At 59.5% G+C, this 21,407-nt stretch carries 23 protein-coding genes; 7 read left to right on the forward strand and 16 right to left on the reverse strand.

Annotated features, from left to right (window positions below; all coding sequences use genetic code 11):
• Positions 1-86: 86 nt before the first annotated feature.
• Positions 87-1,484, forward strand: a complete 1,398-nt coding sequence (locus AB5758_RS01245; protein WP_195247018.1) for an aminopeptidase — start codon at positions 87-89, stop codon at positions 1,482-1,484.
• A gap of 101 nt (positions 1,485-1,585) precedes the next feature.
• A complete protein-coding gene (locus AB5758_RS01250; RefSeq protein WP_368141262.1) occupies positions 1,586-2,395 on the forward strand; it encodes a YaaA family protein in 810 nt (269 codons plus the stop codon).
• A 134-nt stretch (positions 2,396-2,529) separates the two neighbouring features.
• Here the strand turns inward: AB5758_RS01250 and AB5758_RS01255 are convergent, their stop codons facing one another.
• Positions 2,530-3,051, reverse strand: coding sequence for a hypothetical protein (locus AB5758_RS01255; RefSeq protein ID WP_368141263.1), 522 nt, complete (start codon positions 3,049-3,051; stop codon positions 2,530-2,532).
• 170 nt (positions 3,052-3,221) lie between these two features.
• On the opposite strand from AB5758_RS01255, the gene thiC reads away from it, so the two are divergent.
• Both thiC and thiD read left to right on the forward strand, forming a co-directional pair.
• Positions 3,222-4,556 carry a phosphomethylpyrimidine synthase ThiC gene (gene thiC, locus AB5758_RS01260; RefSeq protein WP_195192436.1) on the forward strand — a complete coding sequence of 445 codons (1,335 nt, stop codon included), beginning with the start codon at positions 3,222-3,224 and terminating at the stop codon, positions 4,554-4,556.
• 182 nt (positions 4,557-4,738) lie between these two features.
• Positions 4,739-5,569 (forward strand): bifunctional hydroxymethylpyrimidine kinase/phosphomethylpyrimidine kinase, encoded by an 831-nt coding sequence (gene thiD, locus AB5758_RS01265; RefSeq protein ID WP_225093440.1) that lies wholly within the window; start codon positions 4,739-4,741, stop codon positions 5,567-5,569.
• Between the two features lie 334 nt (positions 5,570-5,903).
• On the opposite strand, the gene AB5758_RS01270 is transcribed toward thiD, so the two are convergent.
• The 4 genes from AB5758_RS01270 to AB5758_RS01285 form a co-directional block, all read right to left on the reverse strand.
• Positions 5,904-6,563, reverse strand: a complete 660-nt coding sequence (locus AB5758_RS01270; protein ID WP_225093439.1) for a GDSL-type esterase/lipase family protein — start codon at positions 6,561-6,563, stop codon at positions 5,904-5,906.
• Positions 6,564-6,641: 78 nt separating this feature from the next.
• Positions 6,642-7,757 (reverse strand): TIGR02452 family protein, encoded by a 1,116-nt coding sequence (locus AB5758_RS01275; RefSeq protein WP_225093438.1) that lies wholly within the window; start codon positions 7,755-7,757, stop codon positions 6,642-6,644.
• A gap of 138 nt (positions 7,758-7,895) precedes the next feature.
• On the reverse strand, positions 7,896-8,591 hold the full coding sequence (locus tag AB5758_RS01280; RefSeq protein WP_117746759.1) for a Bax inhibitor-1 family protein: 696 nt from the start codon (positions 8,589-8,591) through the stop codon (positions 7,896-7,898).
• Positions 8,592-8,670: 79 nt separating this feature from the next.
• Complete coding sequence (locus AB5758_RS01285; protein WP_117746758.1) at positions 8,671-9,009, reverse strand: hypothetical protein; 339 nt, start codon at positions 9,007-9,009, stop codon at positions 8,671-8,673.
• A gap of 250 nt (positions 9,010-9,259) precedes the next feature.
• Here AB5758_RS01285 and AB5758_RS01290 point away from each other — a divergent pair, with 250 nt between their 5' ends.
• The 3 genes from AB5758_RS01290 to AB5758_RS01300 all read left to right on the forward strand — a co-directional run bounded on the left by AB5758_RS01290 (position 9,260) and on the right by AB5758_RS01300 (position 11,816).
• Complete coding sequence (locus tag AB5758_RS01290; RefSeq protein WP_006234237.1) at positions 9,260-10,309, forward strand: inorganic phosphate transporter; 1,050 nt, start codon at positions 9,260-9,262, stop codon at positions 10,307-10,309.
• A gap of 67 nt (positions 10,310-10,376) precedes the next feature.
• Positions 10,377-11,000 (forward strand): DUF47 domain-containing protein, encoded by a 624-nt coding sequence (locus AB5758_RS01295; protein ID WP_138112201.1) that lies wholly within the window; start codon positions 10,377-10,379, stop codon positions 10,998-11,000.
• A gap of 285 nt (positions 11,001-11,285) precedes the next feature.
• Complete coding sequence (locus AB5758_RS01300; RefSeq protein ID WP_368141264.1) at positions 11,286-11,816, forward strand: nitroreductase family protein; 531 nt, start codon at positions 11,286-11,288, stop codon at positions 11,814-11,816.
• 166 nt (positions 11,817-11,982) lie between these two features.
• On the opposite strand, the gene AB5758_RS01305 is transcribed toward AB5758_RS01300, so the two are convergent.
• The 11 genes from AB5758_RS01305 to ftsZ form a co-directional block, all read right to left on the reverse strand.
• Entirely contained in the window at positions 11,983-12,657 is a 675-nt protein-coding gene (locus AB5758_RS01305) for a DivIVA domain-containing protein (RefSeq protein ID WP_006234242.1), read from the reverse strand.
• A gap of 61 nt (positions 12,658-12,718) precedes the next feature.
• Entirely contained in the window at positions 12,719-13,006 is a 288-nt protein-coding gene (locus AB5758_RS01310; protein WP_040358293.1) for a YggT family protein, read from the reverse strand.
• Positions 13,007-13,021: 15 nt separating this feature from the next.
• On the reverse strand, positions 13,022-13,744 hold the full coding sequence (locus tag AB5758_RS01315) for a cell division protein SepF (RefSeq protein WP_055251691.1): 723 nt from the start codon (positions 13,742-13,744) through the stop codon (positions 13,022-13,024).
• A gap of 60 nt (positions 13,745-13,804) precedes the next feature.
• Positions 13,805-14,542, reverse strand: a complete 738-nt coding sequence (locus tag AB5758_RS01320) for a YggS family pyridoxal phosphate-dependent enzyme (RefSeq protein ID WP_117746754.1) — start codon at positions 14,540-14,542, stop codon at positions 13,805-13,807.
• A 119-nt stretch (positions 14,543-14,661) separates the two neighbouring features.
• Positions 14,662-15,519, reverse strand: a complete 858-nt coding sequence (locus AB5758_RS01325) for a phosphate signaling complex PhoU family protein (RefSeq protein WP_006234247.1) — start codon at positions 15,517-15,519, stop codon at positions 14,662-14,664.
• Positions 15,520-15,611: 92 nt separating this feature from the next.
• Positions 15,612-16,415, reverse strand: coding sequence for a phosphate ABC transporter ATP-binding protein PstB (gene pstB / locus AB5758_RS01330; RefSeq protein ID WP_089571588.1), 804 nt, complete (start codon positions 16,413-16,415; stop codon positions 15,612-15,614).
• 12 nt (positions 16,416-16,427) lie between these two features.
• Positions 16,428-17,333, reverse strand: a complete 906-nt coding sequence (gene pstA / locus AB5758_RS01335; protein ID WP_225093434.1) for a phosphate ABC transporter permease PstA — start codon at positions 17,331-17,333, stop codon at positions 16,428-16,430.
• A gap of 3 nt (positions 17,334-17,336) precedes the next feature.
• On the reverse strand, positions 17,337-18,263 hold the full coding sequence (pstC, locus tag AB5758_RS01340; RefSeq protein WP_006234251.1) for a phosphate ABC transporter permease subunit PstC: 927 nt from the start codon (positions 18,261-18,263) through the stop codon (positions 17,337-17,339).
• A gap of 1 nt (position 18,264) precedes the next feature.
• The gene (locus tag AB5758_RS01345) at positions 18,265-19,101 is read right to left on the reverse strand and encodes a phosphate ABC transporter substrate-binding protein (protein ID WP_055251678.1); all 837 of its coding nucleotides are present in this window, start codon (positions 19,099-19,101) and stop codon (positions 18,265-18,267) included.
• Positions 19,098-19,898, reverse strand: a complete 801-nt coding sequence (locus tag AB5758_RS01350) for a purine nucleoside phosphorylase YfiH/LACC1 family protein (RefSeq protein WP_368141265.1) — start codon at positions 19,896-19,898, stop codon at positions 19,098-19,100. Before AB5758_RS01350 ends, AB5758_RS01345 begins: the two co-directional genes overlap by 4 nt.
• A 210-nt stretch (positions 19,899-20,108) precedes the next feature.
• Positions 20,109-21,263 carry a cell division protein FtsZ gene (ftsZ, locus tag AB5758_RS01355; protein WP_368141266.1) on the reverse strand — a complete coding sequence of 385 codons (1,155 nt, stop codon included), beginning with the start codon at positions 21,261-21,263 and terminating at the stop codon, positions 20,109-20,111.
• Positions 21,264-21,407 lie beyond the last annotated feature (144 nt).

Here is a 21,407-nt window from a genome sequence, read left to right on the forward strand (position 1 = left end):
AGCTCCCCTGCCGCCGCGAGCCCGCGCGTGATACGATGGCTCACGGTACATCAACCAGCACGATCGATCCGAAAGGAGCCTGCGTCATGGAGCGTCCCTGCGCATGGAAAAAGTACACGCCACAGCAAGTCGAGGAGCTCGAGGAGCTTTGCCGCGGCTATAAGCAGTTTTTGAGCGAGAACAAGACCGAGCGCCTGTGCGTCAAGACCGGCATCAAGATGGCCGAGGAGGCGGGATACGTCGACCTGGAGACCGTGATCGCCGAGGGCCGCGAGCTCAAGGCAGGCGACAAGGTGTACGCCGCCAACCACGGCAAGGACCTTATGCTCGTCAACCTGGGCACCGCCCCGCTCGAGCAGGGCTTTAACATCCTGGGCGCCCACGTGGACTCGCCGCGCCTGGACCTTAAGCAGAATCCCGCCTTCGAGGCCGGCGACATGGCCTACCTCGACACGCACTACTACGGCGGCGTCAAGAGCTACCACTGGGTAGCCTCCCCGCTCGCACTCGTGGGCGTCATCTGCAAAAAGGACGGTACCACCGTCGACATCAATATCGGCGACAAGGCGGACGACCCGGTCTTTACCATCTCCGACCTGCTGATCCACCTCTCGAGCGAGCAGATGTCCAAGCCTGCCAAGGACGCCGTCGATGCCGAGATCCTCGACGTGATCGTGGGCGGTCGTCCCGTCAAGTTCGATGGGGACGACAAGGACGCCCCCAAGGAGCCCGTCAAGCAGATGTTCCTGGACATCCTCAAGGAGCAGTACGACGTCGAGGAGGAGGACTTCCTCTCCGCCGAGATCGAGGTCGTGCCCGCCGGCCCCGCCCGCGACATGGGCCTCGACCGCTCCATGATTTTGGGCTATGGCCACGACGATCGCGTCTGCGCCTACCCCTCCATGCTCGCCCAGATCGACGTCGCCAACGTGGAGCGCACGAGCATCACGCTCATCGTCGACAAGGAGGAGATCGGCTCCGTGGGTGCCACCGGTATGACGAGCCGCTTCTTCGAGAACACCGTCGCCGAGATCATGACGCTCGCCGGCGAGGATAGTCCGCTGGCCCTGCGCCGCGCACTCGCCCGCAGCCGCATGCTCTCCTCCGACGTGTCCGCCGGCTTCGACCCGGGCTATGCCGGCAAGTTCGAGACCAAGAACGCGGCCTTTATGGGTCGCGGCCTGTGCTTTAACAAGTACACGGGCAGCCGCGGCAAGGGCGGCTCCAACGACGCCGATGCCGAGTACGTGGCCCTCGTCCGCGACATCATGGACGAGGCCGGCGTGGACTTCCAGACCTGTGAGCTCGGTCGCGTCAACGCGGGCGGCGGCGGCACCATTGCCTACATCATGGCCAAGTATGGCATGAACGTCATCGACTCCGGCGTTGCCGTCCTGTCCATGCACGCCCTGTGGGAGGTCGCCAACAAGGCCGATATCTACGAGGCCTACCGCGGCTACAAGGCCTTCATCGAGCGAGCCTAACCAACCCTTCATCAGTTGCGGTGAAATACGGACTAAACTGGCCCATAAACGGCCAAAACAGACCGTATTCCACCGCAACTTTTTTTGGCAGAGGAGAGTTCATGCTGCAGGTCATCATTTCGCCCGCCAAGCAGATGCGCGCGGCCCAAGATGCTTTTGAAGTCCTGGGCATCCCACCCTTTGTGCGCGAGACGGCTCGCCTCCACCGCGCACTGCTAGATATCGAGCGGAATGAAGGCAGCGGCGGCCTGCAGGCGCTGTGGAACGTGAGTGACAAACTGCTGGGGCCTTGCCTCAACACCCTGCATGAGTTCGGGCCCATCCTGAAAAGCGGCGATCTCGACAATCCCGCACTCGCTCGCCACCTCTCCCCTGCCGTCATGTCCTATCACGGCATTCAATACCAGAGCATGGCACCCGAGGTGATGGATTCCGCGCAGCTCGCATGGCTGCAAGACCATCTGTGGATCCTCTCCGGCCTCTACGGGTGCGTTCGTCCCTTTCATGCCGTCGAACCGTATCGGCTGGAGATGGGCGCGAAGCTCGCCGTTGACGATGCCCGAGACCTCTACGCGTTTTGGAGCGACAAGCTCGCGCGGGCTATCGCCCCGGCAGGCTCAAACACCACGATCGTCAACCTCGCCAGCGTAGAGTATGCCAAAGCCGTTCTGCCCCACCTCGCGGGCGACGCCACGGCCGTCACATGCCTCTTTGGCGAGGGTATCCGCAACGGGAAGCCCATCCAACGGTCGACCGCCAGCAAAAAGGCGCGCGGCTCCATGGCGCGGTGGATGGCAGAAAACAAGCTCGAGGATGCAAGCGAACTTACCGCATTCAACATCGGCTATCGCCACGTCCCCGAGCTCTCATACCTAGGCACCCTCGTGTTCATCAACGAACAGATGCTCTAGAGCCGGCACCCAACACTGACCCGCTCAGCCTTCTCTATATAACTTGCGGTGGAATAATTCCTATTTGAGCCTTTTTCGCACAATCAGGAACTATTCCACCGCAACTTTTATGAATTGGCTGCTAGGCTCGACACCTATTCAGCTAGACCGTCGGCCTTTGCAATCCCGTTTGTCGAACCGTCCTGATAGACAATCTTGACGTGCTCGACCTCGGACACCGCAACACCCGACGGGGGCTCCAGGCGCCATTCCGTCAGCGCGATATCCATCGTCGTGGGCACATCCCCTTGATCTTTGAGCTTCACCGTCAACGTTTTGAACGTCGCATCATACGTCACGCGTTCGATTTCCTCACCAGGAATAGACCCACCACTCAGCTGCAACTGCACAAACTCATCGCACGGGTACCAATAATCGCCCGGAACGGCGAGCGTATTGGCATTACCGCCAGTACTCCTCACCGTCATAATCGGCAGGCCCTCGTCGGCCTCAAACTCCCAGGCGGCGCCGCCGCGACCGCCAAACGTCCAAATCCAAAAGGCAATCACCAGCACGGCAAGCACCGCAAAGCCAATCGCGACCAACCCATGGTGTGCACGGCCCTCCTCGGCCGATACGTCCCATTGTGTCTCTCGATATAGATGCTTGTCTTCCATGTACGCCTCCCCACGGGCACGCTTGTTAGGCCAATCGTACCCATTCAGGCTATACTTGAGCCCATGACATAACGGGGAGCTTGCAGGACAAGACGGCAGGCTGAGACTGGGCGCGCCCGCCCTGACCCGCAAACCTGATATGGGTAATGCCAACGAAGGGAGCCGTGCCAATGAGCACACAGACCGAGCCCAAGCTCGTCACGCAAATCGACTTCGCCCGCGCCGGGCAGATCACACCGCAGATGAAGGAAGTCGCCGAGCGCGAGCATCGCGACCCCGAGTACATTCGCGAACGCGTGGCCGACGGCCGCATCGCCATCCCCGCCAACATCGTGCATATCAAAAAGGGCATGCGTGCCTTTGGCGTCGGCGAGGGCCTGTCCACCAAGGTCAACGTGAACTTGGGCATCTCGGGCGACAAGGCCGACGCCGCTGAGGAATGGAAGAAGGTCAAGATCGCCGAGGACTTTGGCGCCGACGCCATCATGGACCTCTCCAACTCGGGCAAGACGCGCCAGTTCCGCCAGCAGCTCATCGACGAGACGCCGCTCATGGTAGGCACCGTCCCCATGTACGATGCCATCGGCTACATGGAAAAGCCGCTGGTCAAGCTGACCAAGGACGATCTGCTCGAGGTCGTGCGTGCACACGCCGAAGACGGCGTGGACTTTATGACCATCCACTGCGGCATCAATAAATCGGTCATCAAGACCTTCAAGGAGACCGGCCGCCTCATGAACATCGTCAGCCGCGGCGGCTCGCTGCTGTTTGGCTGGATGGAAGTCACCGGTAACGAGAACCCCTTCTACGAGTTCTACGACGAGGTGCTCGAAATCTGCCACGAGTACGACGTAACGATCTCGCTCGGCGACTCCTGCCGCCCGGGCTGTCTCTACGACTCCAACGACGCCACCGAGACTGCCGAGATGATCGAACTGGGCAAGCTGTGCAAGCGTGCTTGGGCCGCCGGCGTCCAGGTCATGGTCGAGGGCCCGGGTCACATGGCGCTCGACGAGATCGCCGCCAATATGAAGCTGCAGAAGCGTCTGTGCCACAACGCCCCGTTCTATGTGCTGGGGCCGCTGGTGACCGATATCGGCGTGGGCTACGACCACATCACCGCAGCCATCGGCGGCGCCATCTCCGCGAGCTCCGGCGCCGACTTCCTGTGCTACGTGACGCCGGCCGAGCACCTATGCCTGCCTAACGCCCAGGACGTGCTCGACGGCCTCATGGCCACTAAGATTGCCGCGCACGCCGCCGATATCGCCAAGAAGGTGCCGCACGCCCGCGACATGGACGACAAGATGGGCCAGGCACGCCGCAAGCTCGATTGGGACGCCATGTGGAAGTGCGCACTCGACCCGGTTACGGGCAAGAAGCGCTACGAGGAGTCCCCCGCCGCCACCGAAGGCACTTGCACCATGTGTGGCAAGATGTGTGCCGTCCGCACCGTCAACAAGATTTTCGAGGGCACCACGATCGACCTCGGCATGGAGGACTAGCCCTGTCGCCGCGGCCGCTTCTGGCAGCGAGCTGGTGCCTGTCAATTGTTGACGTGTGAACATTTGCTTGCATTTGCGTAAAGATTGCATCGCCCGCCCGGGTTCGACATAGAGTCGGCCCGGGCATCATTATAATGCTGGCTTATAGACCCATTTGATTCCGACCGAACAAGGGAGCGAACATGGATCGCAGTAAGGTACCTGCCGTTCTATCCATCGCAGGATCCGATTCCAGCGGTGGCGCCGGCATTCAGGCCGACATCAAGACCATCACGGCGCACCGCCTGTATGCCGAGACGGCCATCACCGCCATCACCGCACAGAACACCTTGGGCGTCACCGCCGTACAGGATATCTCGCCAGATATCGTAGCCGCGCAAATTGACGCCGTTTTTGACGATATCCGCCCGAACGCCGTCAAGATCGGCATGGTTTCTTCTGTCGAGATTATCGAAGTCATCGCCGACCGCTTGAGCGCCTGGAACGCAACAAACGTGGTCGTCGACCCCGTCATGGTAGCCACCTCGGGCGCACGGCTGATTGCCGAAGATGCCGCCGAGGCGCTCACCCGCCGCCTGTTCCCGCTAGCGACGGTTATCACGCCCAATATTCCCGAGGCCATGGCCCTGCTCGACTACGAGGTCGACTCCGAGCGCACGCAGCAAAATGCTGCCATGCTCCTCACCCGCCGCTTTGGTTGCGCGTCTCTCGTTAAGGGCGGGCATTTTGTCAACGAGGCCAACGATGTGCTAGCAGAGCCCGCGCCGCTCGATGACGAGGGCAACCACCTGGGCGATCCGCTCACCACGTGGTTCCGCCACAAGCGCATCGAGACCGGCAACACGCATGGCACCGGTTGCACGCTCTCGTCCGCCATCGCCTGCGCGCTGGCCCAGGGCATGGATCTTGCCGACGCCGTCAACGCCGGCAAGGCCTACCTAACCGGCGCTCTCGCCGCCGGCTTTGACATGGGCAAAGGCTCCGGCCCCGTTAACCATATGTGGCAGTATTAAGACTCGCAGTTCAAAACCACCGCAAAGGGGACAGGCACCTTTGCGGTGGTTCCCACAAACATCTCGATCTGTAACAGTTAGAGTCCATTTTTCGGCCCACCTGTTACAAATCGAGACATCCAAATTCCATTGAGAAGATAATCTCGATGTGTAACATTAACTCGGCAAAATCGACCCTAGATGTTACAGATCGAGACAAACGACCGATATCGACCTAAAATAATCTCAATCTGTAACATCTAGCCCGTTTTCGGCCTTACAACTGTTACAGATCAAGACAAATCAACGAAACAAGCCACCGCAAGGAGAACTATTGTGGTGGTTTGGGGCCGTGCTACTCACCGAGCATCTCTTGGAGCTTGGCTGCCACGGCGTGACCCAGGCTCTCATGGCTTTCGGGCATCATATGCAGATAGTCGATATCGCCCGGCTCGGCAAAGTCGGCGGCATTCAAAAAGTCGCAGCCAAACTGCTCAGCCACATGCGCGTAGTACTCACCAAAATGTTCCGAGGCTTCTACGGAATGCTCGTCAAAATCGGTCATATATACGTCGGCGATCTGCGGCTTAATCTTGATAGGCGCCATCAGCAGAATGCGCGGACAAGGCGCAGCGTCGGTCCACGGAAACGCGCGGACGGCGCGAATCAGCGCCATGGCGCCACGGGCGATATCGGAAGCTGTCACGTTAAAGACCGTCTTACAGTCGTTGGTGCCCAGCATGATCACAATGGCGTCCAGCGGCTTATGGGCCTCGAGCAGCATCGGAAGTGCGCGGATGCCGTTAAGATTGGTGTCCAGATGGCACATGTCGTCGCGTACCGTCGTGCGGCCGTTGAGGCCTTCTTCAATTACATGCCAGCCCTCGCCTAAGTCACGTTGGGCCACGCCGCACCAGCGCACATCCTGCGCATAGCGCACCGCGGTGCCGTCGCGCATGCCCGCCGGATCGTAACCATAGGTGTTGCTGTCGCCAAAGCATAGAGCGTTTTTCATCGTAAGCCCCTCGCTCAGTAAAAAGCCGACGGAAGCAGCCTCTCCCGCCGGCTCGACCTATCTGTCAGCACGTACCGATTACAGGTACTTGCGCCAATCGTCCTCGTCCTCATCATCCTCGGTAGCAGCCTGGGCCTGCTCGGCGGCGCGAGCTGCCGCAGCGCGAGCGGCAACCTGGGCATAGGACTCCTCGTTGCGCTCGGGGAAGTTTGCCAGCACGTGCTCGAACTTGGCAAAATCCTCATCCCAGCGCGTAGAAGGCACGGCAAAGAAGACTTGCTTGACCTTAAAGTCGCCCGACGCGAGCTCCTTGCGGAAGAGCTCGGCCACGGCCTCTGCGTCAAAGCCGTTGTTGTCGCAGCCCCAAGCGCCCAGCACGAGCTTCTCGCGACCTAGCTCGTCGCAGATGGCAAGCACAAAGCGAATGCGGTCGCGCAGGGCGTCCAGCAGAGCATCGTCGCTCACGCGATACTCCTGGCGGGCGCGCTTAACGTTGGGCGCGGCGGCCACGATCACGTCGGCGTATGCATGCACGTGGTTGCGGTCGAAGCGCACCGCAGGCACCACCAGCGCACGGTTGCGGTAAAGCTCGCAGTTGATGTTGCGGCGACGGTTCTCGCCGTACCATTTGCGCTGCTTATCGAGAACGTTGTACAGATACGAATCGGCGCACAGCGTGGCCTCCTGGCCCAGATAGCCCTGGATGTAGCCACCGCCCGGGTTGGTGAACGAGGCAAAGGCGAGCACGGCCATGTCGCAGAACTGCGCATAGCCACGACCGTTGTCCAGGATGGCCTGCGTGGTGGAGGCATCGAGCACGGTGACCTCAGGCAGAACCGGAGCGGGCTCCTCAGCAGGCGCGGACTCAGCTTCGGCGATTTCCTCGGCAGGCTCCTCGACGGGCTCGAGCGCTGCCTCGACCTCGGCAGCCTCCGCGCCCTCGACGTCCTCGGCAACCTGTTCTTCGGTGGCCACAGCACTCTGAACCTTGGCCTTCATCGCCGAGACAAAGCCGGCAGGCATACCGTCAAACTCGCGAACACCGGCAAGCGAACGCTCGATATCCTTGGCGCACGCTTCGGACACAGTTGCCACGTGACGCTCGGCGGCCTTGGCACGGGCCTCGCGCTTGGGATTGGGCTGACCCGCTCGGTTGGACCTGCGGTTACGGTTCCTGTTGTCGACGTCTGCCATAAGTGGTCACCTTTCTCGGTCTCTGCCGCTATCGGCTTTTCCCATCCATGATACCCCGCCGCGTACAAAAAAGACGGCCCCGAAGGACCGCCTTTCGCATCGATTTGCACGCACGGCAAGCACCGCCGCAATTCGCCACTAGTCGCGACGGCCGAGGATGTTCAGAATGCGCAGGAACACGTTGATAATATCCACGAACAGGTTAGAGGCCATAAGCACGGCGTTGGGCAGCGTAGGCGGCACCGTCGTGGCAACATAGGTGTCGTAGCCAATAAAGCCGGCGAACACCACGATCACGATCAGGTCGGTGATGGTCTGTGAGACGCCCATGAACATCAGCACGATCTCAACCAGAATAGTAGCGAGCAGAATGCCAAAACCGATGCCATATACGCGCTGGAAAAACTTGGGGAACGTCACGCCAAGCGCGCCAAAGACAAAGGTGATGGCGGCCGTGGCGATAAAGGCAGTGTTGATGGTGGGCAGGTCGTAGTTGGCAAGGCCAAACGACGCGGTCAGGCCAAAGGTGCTCGCAAAGATTACGTAGCCCACAAGGGACAGGCCCACGGACTGCTTGCTGGCGGCGGCCGACATCATGACCATGCCGACGATGGTCAAAATAAATGAGCCAAAGACCAGCGGCAAAGCGGCGCCGCTCATCATCATGCGCGCAAACGACATGGTGCTCGTAAAGTAAGCACCGACGCCCATGGCGCAAAAGCCCAAAAAGATCAGGGCAGACATGGCAAGATTATACGCACGCGGCGACATCTCCTTGGCACGGCTTGCGCCGGTTTCGATGGGGCCGTTCTGATAGCCCTGAATATCGTTCATAATTTCGTCCTTTCAAAAGCGCCGCGACAGCGCAGTAGCTGACAAGATTCCTGTCATTGTACCCGAATGCCGTACGTCCTTACCTACGGCGCTCGCCCTCAAGCGTACGATCAAAGGCCCAGACCCACCAACGCATCACGTGTGCCTGCGAGCCGTCTGCCCGCTCGCGCGTCTGGTCCTCCAGATACAACTCGGTCGCGTGCCCGCCAAAACGCACCTTATATGTTGCCGTACGGATGCCGTGGACCATCAGGCCAAACCCGGTGGTCGAGATAATTTCGTCGATCGTAAAACAACGGCCGTCGACCCAGCAGACGGTGACCGGCACGACCTGTCCGCCCGCGAGGATGCGGGCCACGACGTCCACATACTGCTTGTGCACGCGCCGAGTTTTGCCGTCTGTCTGTCGATATTCCATGCCTCCTATTATCGAACGCATGTTTGCATGCTGTAAAGCGAACAGACTGTGGTTTTGGAGTGTCGTAGCAATCGCACGTGTCCGCATGGCGTGTTAGCAAAAAGAACACCCGCGGTCAACAGGGCTAATATTCAATTTTAGTGCCAAAAAGTTCACTTCTCCCATCAGAACTCGGTAAAGAGACCCGCAGGAGGTGATACGATTTATCATGTTTTTGTAACGTGTCTGCAAACTTCGAGAAAGCCCATATATGGACGTAACGTTCTCAACCTTCCTCGGCCAAATTGTGTCGAACCCAGTCCTTGCCGTCACCGTGATCCTCGCGTTGGGCGCCATCTTCGTCAATGGATGGACCGACGCGCCCAACGCCATCGCGACCTGCGTCACTACGCGTTGCATGCCCGCCCGCGCCGCCATTCTCATGAGCGCCGCATTCAACTTCCTCGGCGTGCTCATCATGACGCACTTTAACGCGAGCGTCGCCAACACCATCTCACATATCGTCGACTTTGGCGGAAACAGCACCATGGCGCTCGCCTGCCTATGCGCGGCGCTGTTCTCCATCGTCGTCTACGGCGCCACAGCGTCGCGTTTTGGCATCCCCACCTCGCAAAGCCACAGCCTTATCGCCGGCCTGACCGGTGCCGCCATCGCCCTCGGCGGTGCGAGCAGCGTCAACGTCCACGAGTGGATGAAGGTCATCTACGGCCTGGCGCTCTCCATAGGCCTGGGCTTTGTCATGGGCTGGGTCCTGTGCAAGCTCGTCTCGATTCTTTTCGCCGCCGCCAACAGGCGACGTGCCAATGTCTTCTTTAAATACGCTCAGATCGCGAGCGCCGCGGCCATGAGCTTTATGCACGGCGCGCAGGATGGACAGAAGTTCATCGGCGTGCTCTTTTTAGGCGTGGCCTTTGCCAGCGGCCAGACGAGCGTCGGCGATGCAGGCATCCCCATCTGGATTATGCTGCTGTGCTCGGCCACTATGGGCATCGGCACCAGCGTGGGCGGCGAGCGCATCATCAAGTCCGTCGGCCAGAGCATGGTCAAGCTCGAAAAGTACCAGGGCTTCTCCGCCGACCTGGCGGGCGCCGCGAACCTGCTGCTTGCCACCCTTACCGGCATCCCCGTGTCCTCCACACACATCAAGACCTGCGCCATCATGGGCGTCGGTGCCGTCAAGCGCCTCTCGGCCATCAACTTCGGCGTCGTCAAGGACATGATGTTCACCTGGTTCTTCACCTTCCCTGCCTGCGGACTCATCAGCTTTGTCATGGCCAAGCTGTTCATGATGTTCCTCTAATCAAACCGAACGTCCATCCGGACCGCAACACTTCGCCCACCCGTCTTCGCCTCGAAAGGACCCACCCATGGCAAAGAAACCCGATTCGTTCTACTTTGACAACTACGTCGCTTGCGCCGACCTCGCCGTCCAGGCCGCAGAGCTGCTCACCAAGATTTTTGAGAACTTCGATCCCGCGCAAATTCACGACATGCTCAATAAGATGCATGCGATTGAGCATGCGGCAGACAAGAAGCACCACGAGCTCGAAGACGCCCTGCTCACCGCCTTTATCACCCCGCTCGAGCGCGAGGATCTGGATCTGATGAGCTGCGCGCTCGACACCGTGCTCGACCGCATCGAGGGCGTCGTGCAGCGCGTCTACTTCACCAACATCCAGAGCATCCATCCCGACGCCATCGTCATCGCCCACAAGGTGACTGACGCCTGCCGCGCCATGAAAGACCTGATGGTCGAGCTGCCCAACTACCGCAAGTCCAAGACCCTGCGCGAACTCGTCATCCAGATCAACACCATCGAATCCGAGGCCGACGAGCTCTACATCAACGCCATGCGCAACCTGCACGTCAATGGCAAGGATCCGCTTGAGGTCATCGCTTGGCGTGACGTGTACGCCTTCTTGGAGTACTGCGCCGACTGCTGCGAGAATGTGGCCGATGTTGTGGATTCGATTGTCATGAAGAACAGTTAATTGGGGGTACGTATCCCACCGGTCGCGGGCCCGACCACTAATACCTTTTTCACTCCGGCTGCAAGCAGAGTCGTTCAAAAGGTATTAGTGGTCGGGCCCGCTCCCTTACGTACCACCATTGGGAACTTTGGCTGAGGGGTTGAGCGTGGTGGGGCCTTTGCTGTGATGGCCCTTGATTGCTCGGGGTTTTACTTTGGTATTCGATGAGCGATTGGCTGATTGCTGCTTTGGGTACTGTTTGGGTTACTTTGGGTTTGTTTGATTTTTAATTGTTGGAGGGCTTGTATGTCTTATTTGGATCTGGCTCGGGGTCGGTATTCTTGTCGTGAATTTGAGGCTCGGGCTGTGGAGCAGGCTGTGGTGGATGCCATTGTTGAGGCTGGACGCATTGCTCCTTCTGCTTGTAATAACCATCCAGCCCGTGTGATGGTGTTGGATACGCCTGAGCTTCTGGAGAAGGCAGCTGCTTGTCAGCCTCGGTTTGCTCGTGATGGGTCTATCTTTGGCGCTCCGCTTATCTTCCTTATTTGCAGCGTTACCGATGATGCCTGGGTGCGCCCGTATGATCAGATGAACTCGAGTGCCATCGATACTTCGATCGTCTGCGATCAGATGATGATGGAGGCCACCGAGCAGGGCCTGGGAACGTGCTGGGTAGGCCATTTTAAGCCTGAGGTGGCGCAGGAGCAGTTCAATCTGCCCAAGGGCGTCTATCCCTATCACATGCTCGTCTGTGGATATCCTGCCGACCACATCGCCGATCCCGAGCATCGCGAGGCCCGTACCATTCCCCTCTCCGACTTCCTCCTCAAGTAGGTTTTGGGACATGCCTTAAAACCTACCCTTGACCGCTCACCCGTTCGCCGAGTTCTGCGCCATTATGTGCAGGGCTCGGTTTTTTATGTTACGCACTCCGGCACAGTCATAAAAAAGGACCCGCAAGCTGCGGGTCCTTTCTAGGCACTAAATTGTAGGCCGAATGTTAGTCCAGGTCGTCGGCAGCAAAGTTGTCGATCGGGGCGAAGGGATCGGCCACGGGGACAACCGGGTCAGCGACGGGCAGCGGCTCGGCGGGAACAGTCACTGCAGGAGAAGCGGCAGAACCGACCGGCGTGGAGGCCATCAGATCGGCCGGGAAGGAATTCTGGGCATCGTCCATGAAGTGCTGGATGAGCTTGAGATACTCTGCCTTGAACTCCTCACGGGAAGCCTTGAGACGATCGATCTCCTCGAGCTCGGCCTGCTTCTCGGTCAGAGCCTGGCGGATAACCTCGCGGGCCTTGGCGTCAGCCTCGTTGCGGATACGCTCAGCGTTCTCGTTGGCATCGTTGACGATGGTCTCAGCGGTCTGCTGGGCAGCGATCAGGGCAGCGGAAATCTGGCGCTCCTGAGCGGAGAAGTCAGGGGCGGGAGCAGCCACCGGGGCGGCAGGAACGGCCTGGGCGGTGGCATCCTGAGCCTGGGCAAGCTGAGCCTGCGCATCGGCAAGCTGCTGCTCGGTAGCAGTCAGGCGACCCTTAAGGTCGACGATCTTAGCGAGCATAGCGTCAACCTCGGAGGACAGCGTCTCCAAGAAGACGTCGACCTCAGCAGGATCGTAGCCACGCTTGGCCTCAGAGAAAGTCTGAGCCTGGATGTCTGCAGGGGTAATAGCCATAACAAGTCTCCTTTTTCATCGCCTCGGCGCTACACGCCCGACGTAAGTTACTAAGTCAGTTCTACACGAGTATACCTATAAGAAGCTGCAGAACCAGCCTCTGCACCAACTGCAACGCAATAATCGCAACGACCGGCGAAAAATCGATACCGCCCATCGGCGGGATGAAACGACGGAACAGGTTGAGCCACGGACCGCACACGCTATCAAGCACCGCGGCAATATCCTGAAGCAAACCACCCTGCTTCATGGGAATCCACGTCATAAAGCAGTAGACGACAATGAGCGTGGAATAGAAGTTGAACAGCGTGTTGACCAGCTGGACGATAGTGTAGATGTTGATGGGAATCTCCTCGTCTTGTCTTTACTTAAGGTAGCCGTCGGCACGAAGCTTCTTGAGATCGGAATCTTTGACCTCGCAACCGGCGGGCAGCACCATGAACACGCGGTCGCCCACCTCCTTGACCGTGGCACCCAGACCGCAGGCAAAGCCGTAAGAGAAGTCCAAGACGCGCTTGGCAACTTCGGTGCGTACGCCCACAAAAATCAGTGCGACAGGCTGCTTGGTGCGAACGCGGCGCACCACGGTCTCCACGTCGTCATAGCTCTCGGGGCGCAGGACATAGGCCGGCAGCTGCGGCGTGGCGTTGATGATATTGCTCGCATAGGCCGAGGCATCGCTCGGTGCAGGCGCGGGTGCAGCGGCGGCACGGGCGCGGGTATTCTCGGCGTAGCTCGACGGCGTGTCATAGGCACCAGGACGATAACCGCTCGCAACACTGTCCTGCGAGCGCGAAGGCGGGTTATACGTCGTGGCATGGCGGGAGTCATCGCCGACCAGCTGACCGGAGCGCGTATACACGGCAACCGACTCAGCTTCACCGCGGCGCGTCTGGCCAAGCAGGCCGTTGCTCGGCTCGTCTTGGGTGTAGAAGCCCTCGCCCGAAGCACCACTGTAGCCGTTGCCCTGATAACTATCGTCGTAGCCGTCATCGTAGCCGTAGTCGTCGTCCTGGCCATAACCCTGGTCGTAACCCTGCTGGCCGCCCAGGTGCATCTTATTTTTAATCTCGTCAAGGAAGCCCATGGTTGTGTCCTCTCGCGGTTTAGTGCAGGCGCCCCGATAATCAGTGCGCACTTCAGAGCCTTATTTTACTGCAAACTCCGGGCTAAATACTACCCTGCCCAGGCGAACGAGCGTAGAGCCCTCCTCAAGGGCAGACTCAAAGTCCTCGCTCATACCGCAGGAAAGCTCAGGCAGGTTCAAATCGGGATGCGCCGCCTCCAGCTCATCCCTCAGCTCACGAAGCCCCGCAAAGGTGCGGCGTGCCACATCCTTATTCCCCCGGGGCGCCATAGTCATAAGCCCCTGTACGCAAATTCCCTCAAGTTCTGCAAGCTCACCCGCGGCGGCGCGAATCTCATCGGGTGAAAAGCCTCCCTTCGACTCCTCACCACTCACATTGACCTCAATGAGCACACGCTGGGGGCCGACGAGCTCGCCTGCCTCAATCTTGCGAACAGCACGACTCGAGATCGCCTGCGCCAGATGCAGCGAACCCACCGAGTGAATCAGCTCGGCTGAGCCCAGCACCGCATTGATCTTATTGGTCTGCAGGTTGCCGATCATATCGAAGCGCACCTCGGGCAGCTCCGGATGCTCCGCCAGACCCGTGAGCTTGCGAACCAGCTCCTGCGGGCGGTTCTCGGCAAAATGGCGATACCCCGCCTGGATGGCGGCAACGGTCTCATCGACACCAACGGTCTTGGACACGGCAATGAGGCTCGCGGCGTCGTGGGGACGGCCCGCGCGATCGAGCGCCGCATAAAAACGTTCCAGAATCTGCTCGCGGCGAGCGCGCATCAAGTCCAAATAGTTATCCATTGCCAATCGCCTCCGCTGACAGCCAAACAAGTAGTCCCATGCTAACGCAAGAGCGCGGCCCCGCATGTGCAAGGCCGCGCTCACTTAGGTATTTACAATCTTTCGACGAACGGGGTTACTTACTCCTCGTCGTCCTCGCCATCGTCCTCATCCTCAAGATGATCGAGCAGGTAGCGAAGACCCTCGCTGACCTCGTTAACGGGCACCTTGGCAACGTAGCGTGCATCGACGGCGGGCCTCATGATAACACCCTCGCCCGAAGGCACGCGCATGCTCTCGAGCTCATCCTCATCAGTGCAGGCGATATCACCGGCAGTCATACGCTGTCCGGTCAACAGGAAGGTCAGACGGCAGGCGGCATCGATGGAAATCGAGGCGATGCGATCGAGATAGCGCGATACCATGATGGCGCGGCGCAGGTCGTCATAGTTGCTGTCGTCGTCCATAAAATCGCCCGTGTCCATGCGGTTAAAGGTGCGGAAGAACTTCTCGTAGGCGGCGTGCACTGGCTCGTCCTCGACGGCCAAGTTGCAGATGATGGACATGTCGTTGGTGACGAGCGCAGAAAGCGAAGAGCCCAGCACCTGGTAGACGGCCTCAGCCTCGGCCTCGACCGTGCCGACAAGCTCCTTGGGCAGCGAGATGTCGGCCTTGATCATATGACGCGTGGCGCGGCAAATCTGGCGAACCTTATCGGTCATGCGCTGCAGGTTAAAGTCGACGTAGATGATCGTCTGCAGCAAGCGGAAGTCGGAGGCGACCGGTGACTGCGTGGCAATCAGGTTGTAGCAGACGGCCTCCAGGTTGGCGCAGCGTGCGTCAATCGAAAGCGTGCGCTTCTTGGTCTTGGTGGCGAGCTTGCGGTCGTCGGTCACATAGGCCTTCACGGCATCGTGGAGGGCCAGATCGACGGCCTCGTAGATGCTCAGCATCTCGTGACGGGCCTCGATGAGCTGACGGGAAAACAGTTTGCGCATGGTTCACTCCAATCAGTTGGGTGCGGTCATGCCGCCCGCACAGTGAATACGCACCGGACCAGATCCGATCGGCTTGGGACTAGTCGCACCGATCAGCCAAAGCGGCCGGTGATATAGTCTTCCGTCCGCGAGTCCACCGGGCTGGTGAAGATCGCGTCGGTTTGACCATACTCGATGAGCGTAGCGGGCTCGCCGGCAACTTCCTGCAAGAAGAATGCGGTGTAGTCGCTAATGCGAGCTGCCTGCTGCATTGAATGCGTGACGATGATGATCGTCATCTCGGGCGCCAGCTCGGCCATCAGATCCTCGACCTTAGAGACGGACGTGGGGTCGATGGCGGAGCAGGGCTCGTCCATCAGAAGGACATCGGGTTGCACCGCAAGCACGCGCGCGATGCACAGACGCTGCTGCTGACCGCCCGAGAGCGCCAAACCATCCTTGTTGAGCTGATTGGATACCTCTTTCCAGAGGTTGGCGCGCTTGAGCGATTCTTCCACGATGTCATCGAGGTCACTTTTGCTAGTCACGCCCTGCAGACGAGGGCCAAAGGCGACATTCTCGTAGATGGATTTAGGAAACGGGTTGGGCTGCTGAAAGATCATGCCCACGCGACGACGGAGATCGACCGGGTCGACACCCTCGGCATAGATATCGTTGCCGTCGAGCGTCATGGTGCCCTCGACGCGCGTGCCCTCGATCAGGTCATTCATGCGGTTGATGCAGCGCAAAAACGTCGACTTGCCGCAGCCCGAAGGGCCAATGAAGGAGGTGATGGCGTTTTTGGCGATGTTGAGGTCAAGCCCCGTCAGCGCATGAAAGTCACCGTACCAAAAGTTGAAATCCTTGGCCGTAATGGCCGCTTGCTCCAACGTGGGAGCGGACTGATAAACGGACATGGGACTCCTTAACTAGCGACGCTTGCGCGACAGGAAGCGCGCAAACAGGTTGAAGGTCAGAATGATCACCATCAGCAAGAGCGCGGTGCCGTAGGCTGCGTTCATGTTGATGCCGTCGTTGGCAAGCAGATACAGGTGAACCGTCATGGGGCGGCCGGAATCGAGCGGCGAAATAGGTAGATTGATGGCCTGCCCCATGGTATAGAGCACCACCGCGGTCTCGCCAATGGCACGGCCGATGGCGAGAACGATGCCCGTGGCAATACGGCCAAAGGCAGAAGGAAGCACGATCTTGGAGACAACCTGCCACTTGGTGGCGCCCAGGCCATATGCGCCCCAGCGGATATAGCGCGGAACGGCGCGAATGGCCTCTTCGGTGGTACGCATGACGATGGGAAGCATCAAGAGCGCGAGTGCCAGGGCGGCCGAGACCATCGAAAGGCCCAGGCCCATGGCCTCGACAAACAAGGCGTAGCCAAACAGGCCCATAACGATGGAGGGCACCGAGGCCAAAGCGTCAGCAGCGTAGCGAATGAGCTCGACGACCTTGCCCTGCTTGGCGTACTCGGCCAGATAGACGGCTGCCAGCACAGCGATCGGCGTGCAGATAAGCATGGCGAGCGCCGTCACGTAGACGGTCGAGACGATCGTGGGCCAAATTCCGCCCTCGGCGTTGACGCCCTGGGGCCAACCGAAGATAAAGTCGAGCGAGATGTGTGGCAGGCCGTTGATGACCACGTAGGCGATGATAGCGACCAGCACCAGCGTGGTGATGTAGGCAGCGGCACGAAACACGCAAAGCATGATCTTGTTGGACAGGTCCTTGTTGATGCGGCCCTTCTTGCCGTGGGAAAGGGCACGCTTGATGCGCTCGCGCGACGAGGTCGTATCGACCGTCGTGTCAACGGAATCGGACATAGCCTACCCCCTCTTCTTCTTGGAAATCAGACGGACGATGCCCACCAGCGTGGCGGAGATGATAAACAGGACCACGCCCATGCCGAACAGCGCCGAGCGATGCAGACCCGAGGAATAGCTCATGTCGAGCGCGATCTGGCTCGTGAGCGTCGAGATAGGGCTCGCAATGCTGTCGGGAATAACCGGGGCGTTACCTACGACCATGAGCACGGCCATGGTCTCGCCGATGGCACGGCCCATACCCAGCACGATGGCATCAACGATACCCAGCTTCGCGGCAGGTAGCACGACCTTATAGATGGTCTGCCACTTGGTGGCGCCCATGGCATACGATGCCTCGCGAATGCCCATGGGAATGGAATTGAGAGCATCGATGGTGAGTGTGGTGATGGTAGGGACGATCATGATGGCGAGCACAAACCACGCCGTCAGCGCACCAAAACCAAGGCCGCCGGTCAGTTGTGCGATAAACGGGCGGATGATGATCATGCCAAAGAAACCATAGATGATAGAAGGGATGCCGGCCAACAGGTCAACGGCGGGGCTGATGAGCTTGCGCACGCGCTTGCTGGCAATCTCGACCAGGTAAACGGCCGTACCCACGCCCAGCGGCACGCCCATGGCGAGCGCACCGACGGTCACCAGACCCGAGCCGGCAAGCAGCGACAAGATGCCGTAGTGGCCCTCGGAAGGCGCCCACGTAAAGCTAAAGAAGTCCGCCAGACCGATGTCGGTAAAGACGGGCAGCGCCGAGTACGTGGTAAAGACAAAAATCAGGATGACGGTAACGACCGCCAAGAACGCGCAGGCAAAGAAGATCCACTGCAGCGCCTTCTCCTTGATATAGGTACTGCGCGATACGAGCGCCAGCTCGCGCTTCTTGGGCGTCTGAACATTCTGCTCAGTCTGGGAGTTTTCCTGTGCTTCCATGCTACTCACTCCCCTTCTCGTCGTTGGTGACGGGAATAAAGCCCGCCTCGCGAATCTGCTTGTCCATCTTTTCGGACGTCACATAGTCGATGTAATCCTGCGCCTGCTGCGAAGGCGCACCCTTCACAAAGAAGTAAAGGTCGCGCGAGATGGGATAACCGCCACTCGCGACCGTCTTCTCGGACGCCTCAACATGATTGACCGAGACGGCCTTGACCGAGGTCTTGGCGTTGAGGCTATCGACGAAGCCCAGCGAAATGTAGCCGATGGCCCCACGCGAACGAGATACCACGTCGCGCACCTGGCCCGTACCCGAAAGAACAGCCGAGCGGCGATCGAACGGCGTGCCATCCATCACGATGGTACGGAAGGCCTCGCGCGTACCGGACGCCTCGTCTCGGTTGATGACCTGAATCCTCAGGTCCTCGCCACCGACCTCTTTCCAATTGGTAATCTTGCCGGCGTAGATATCGCGGAGCTGCTCGGTCGAGAGGTTATCGACCGGGTTATCGTCGTTCACGATGACCGCGATACCGTCGTGGGCAATTACGATGGGGGTCAGGCCCAGATCCTGTTCGTCGGCATTGAGCCCACGGGAGGAGCTGGCGATATCGGCCGTGCCGGCGCTGACGGCCTCGATGCCAGCGGAAGAACCCAAACCGGAAACGAGCACGTCGATGCCGGTCTCCTCCTTAAAGCCCTCGGCCGCAATCTCGGCGATAGGAAGGCAGGTCGTGGAGCCAGCGACGGTAATGGAAGAGGTAGAAGATCCCGAAGAACAGGCACACAGCGTAAGTGTAAGCACAGCGGCGCTCAGGACCGATACGATCTTTCTCATAGCATCACGCCGATCGCAGCATGGCGCCCACAGGTGCCGTCCTCGTTACGGTAGGAATAAAAGCGGTCGTTCTGACGCACGGTCGAAAGCTGGGTATCCACGATATCATCCGCGTCGACACCGACATCTACCAGCGCCTCGCGAATGGCAGCGGAAAGATCGAGCATGCGAGAGGCACTCGCATCGATGCAAGAGAACTCGGCGGCAAAGCGATCCATGAGTTCCTGGGATACCTCATATTCGTCACCCAAGATATGGGGGCCGATATAGGCGGAAACGTCGCCCGCATCGCAGCCGGCAGCATCGCAAAGCGCCTGGCACGCCTTGGCAGAAATACGTGCAATCGTGCCCTTCCAACCGGAGTGCACCACGGCAAATCCGCCAGGGGCCACCAGCACCACGGGAACGCAGTCGGCAAAGCAGAGCAGCACGGGCACGTTATGCGCCGTACAGACGATGGCATCGCAGCCCGCGGCAATCTGCTCGCGGACGTCCTCAAGGTCATCGGCGCCATTCGAGGTCACCGCAACGATATGGTCACCATGGACCTGATTGGGAACGAGCAGGTTGTGCTCGCACTCCGCGGCACCCATAGCCTCGAGTGCGCGGCGACGATTTTCTTGAACAGCAAAGGGATCATCGCCAACATGCGAGCCCAAGTTGAGTGAGGAGTACGCATCTTCGGAAACGCCACCGGCGCGCTCGGTGAAGGCAAAGCGAACATCGGATGTCGCGCCCTCCACCAACGTAACTCCATCATGGTCGACACGCGAAACTTTGTCCGCACGTGCTGCCATACTAAAGCCTCCTAATAACACAAGTACCGCGGCATCGCCGCTACAGCCCGCGTTTATACGGCTGTCATACTTCTCTAAAAGGATACCTGCTGCGCTGGAGGCAATCGTAAAGGGAACGTAAAGAGATTGGAGGTTCTAGTTTACAAAGTCGAAATAAAAAGGGCGCGTCCATACGGACACGCCCCTGTGCACAACAATGCAAAGAACGACTTAGAAGCTACCGCGCTTCAGGAAGTCGGGAAGCTCGAACTGATCGTTGCCGAAGTTAGGAAGCTCGGTGCCACCGACGTTGCGGGTCGGAGCGGCCTGAGCCGGGCTGGTGGCCGGAGCGGTGCGCTGCGGCCCAGCGGAGGCAGCGGCCTTGCTCTGAGACTGCTGAGCAGCAAAGAGCTCGTCCTGACGGTTAACGTTGGAGTCGGAGAAGCCCGTAGCGATGACGGTGATACGCACCTGATCGCCCAGGGACTCGTCGACAACGGTACCGAAGATGATGTTGGCCTCGGGGTCGACGGCGTTGGCGACAACGTCGGCGGCGTCGCTGATCTCCTGGATGCCCAGGTCCTTGGAACCGGCGATGGAGAGCAGCACGCGCGTGGCGCCATCGATGGAGCTCTCGAGCAGCGGGCTGGAGATGGCCTGCTGGGCAGCGTCGACGGCACGGGTATCCCCAGAAGAGGTACCGATACCCATCATGGCGGTACCGGCCTGCTTCATGATGGTCTTAACATCGGCGAAGTCCAGGTTGATGATACCGGGGACGGTGATGAGGTCGGTGATGCCCTGGGTGCCCTGGGAAAGGACGCCATCGGCAATCGCGAAGGCCTCGAGCATGGTGGTCTTCTTCTCGGCGATGTCGAGCAGCTTATCGTTAGGGATGACGATCATGGTGTCGACGCAATCGGAGAGGGTCTTAATGCCCTCCTCGGCGCTCTTCTTGCGCTTGCGGCCCTCGAAGGTGAAGGGCTTGGTCACGACGGCGACGGTCAGCGCACCGACCTCGTTCATCGCGATATCGGCAACGATGGGAGCAGCGCCGGTACCGGTGCCACCGCCCTCGCCGCAGGTGATGAACACCATGTCGGCGCCAGCGAGCGCCTCGGCAATGTCGTCGCGGGACTCATCGGCAGCCTTGCGGCCAACCTCGGGGTTGGCGCCGGCGCCCAGGCCGCGGGTAAGGTCGGTGCCGATGTGCACCTTGATATCGGCATCAGAGATCGCGAGTGCCTGAGCATCGGTGTTGATGGCAACAAACTCGACGCCGCGGATGCCCTCTTCGATCATTCGATTGACCGCGTTGGTACCGCCGCCGCCGACGCCGACCACCTTAATGACGGCAAGGTAGTTGTTGATCTCTGTCTCGTGCATGTCGGTCCTCCGAACAAAGGTTATAGCCATAGCATGGGTCGACCCCTGCGCACATTAACCTTCAGGTTGAAAGTAAATGCAAAGGTAAACCGTATTATGTTTGCACATTATGAACGTATCAGTCAAATAATTGACCGTGAAAAC

Origin of the sequence: Collinsella aerofaciens (genome assembly GCF_040926405.1) — a bacterium.
In the GTDB taxonomy this organism is placed as follows: domain Bacteria; phylum Actinomycetota; class Coriobacteriia; order Coriobacteriales; family Coriobacteriaceae; genus Collinsella.

Bases quoted from the DNA above. Each gene is read 5' to 3' on its own strand.
- thiD (WP_225093440.1), top strand. From the start codon at position 4,739: ATGGATCGCAGTAAGGTACCTGCCGTTCTATCCATCGCAGGATCCGAT.
- AB5758_RS01350 (WP_368141265.1), bottom strand. From the start codon at position 19,898: ATGGCAGCACGTGCGGACAAAGTTTCGCGTGTCGACCATGATGGAGTT.
- pstC (WP_006234251.1), bottom strand. From the start codon at position 18,263: ATGGAAGCACAGGAAAACTCCCAGACTGAGCAGAATGTTCAGACGCCC.
- thiC (WP_195192436.1), top strand. From the start codon at position 3,222: ATGAGCACACAGACCGAGCCCAAGCTCGTCACGCAAATCGACTTCGCC.
- pstA (WP_225093434.1), bottom strand. From the start codon at position 17,333: ATGTCCGATTCCGTTGACACGACGGTCGATACGACCTCGTCGCGCGAG.
- AB5758_RS01280 (WP_117746759.1), bottom strand. From the start codon at position 8,591: ATGAACGATATTCAGGGCTATCAGAACGGCCCCATCGAAACCGGCGCA.
- AB5758_RS01245 (WP_195247018.1), top strand. From the start codon at position 87: ATGGAGCGTCCCTGCGCATGGAAAAAGTACACGCCACAGCAAGTCGAG.
- AB5758_RS01270 (WP_225093439.1), bottom strand. From the start codon at position 6,563: ATGAAAAACGCTCTATGCTTTGGCGACAGCAACACCTATGGTTACGAT.
- AB5758_RS01275 (WP_225093438.1), bottom strand. From the start codon at position 7,757: ATGGCAGACGTCGACAACAGGAACCGTAACCGCAGGTCCAACCGAGCG.
- AB5758_RS01305 (WP_006234242.1), bottom strand. From the start codon at position 12,657: ATGGCTATTACCCCTGCAGACATCCAGGCTCAGACTTTCTCTGAGGCC.
- AB5758_RS01325 (WP_006234247.1), bottom strand. From the start codon at position 15,519: ATGCGCAAACTGTTTTCCCGTCAGCTCATCGAGGCCCGTCACGAGATG.
- AB5758_RS01300 (WP_368141264.1), top strand. From the start codon at position 11,286: ATGTCTTATTTGGATCTGGCTCGGGGTCGGTATTCTTGTCGTGAATTT.
- AB5758_RS01345 (WP_055251678.1), bottom strand. From the start codon at position 19,101: ATGAGAAAGATCGTATCGGTCCTGAGCGCCGCTGTGCTTACACTTACG.
- AB5758_RS01250 (WP_368141262.1), top strand. From the start codon at position 1,586: ATGCTGCAGGTCATCATTTCGCCCGCCAAGCAGATGCGCGCGGCCCAA.
- pstB (WP_089571588.1), bottom strand. From the start codon at position 16,415: ATGTCCGTTTATCAGTCCGCTCCCACGTTGGAGCAAGCGGCCATTACG.
- ftsZ (WP_368141266.1), bottom strand. From the start codon at position 21,263: ATGCACGAGACAGAGATCAACAACTACCTTGCCGTCATTAAGGTGGTC.
- AB5758_RS01295 (WP_138112201.1), top strand. From the start codon at position 10,377: ATGGCAAAGAAACCCGATTCGTTCTACTTTGACAACTACGTCGCTTGC.
- AB5758_RS01290 (WP_006234237.1), top strand. From the start codon at position 9,260: ATGGACGTAACGTTCTCAACCTTCCTCGGCCAAATTGTGTCGAACCCA.
- AB5758_RS01320 (WP_117746754.1), bottom strand. From the start codon at position 14,542: ATGGATAACTATTTGGACTTGATGCGCGCTCGCCGCGAGCAGATTCTG.
- AB5758_RS01285 (WP_117746758.1), bottom strand. From the start codon at position 9,009: ATGGAATATCGACAGACAGACGGCAAAACTCGGCGCGTGCACAAGCAG.
- AB5758_RS01315 (WP_055251691.1), bottom strand. From the start codon at position 13,744: ATGGGCTTCCTTGACGAGATTAAAAATAAGATGCACCTGGGCGGCCAG.
- AB5758_RS01255 (WP_368141263.1), bottom strand. From the start codon at position 3,051: ATGGAAGACAAGCATCTATATCGAGAGACACAATGGGACGTATCGGCC.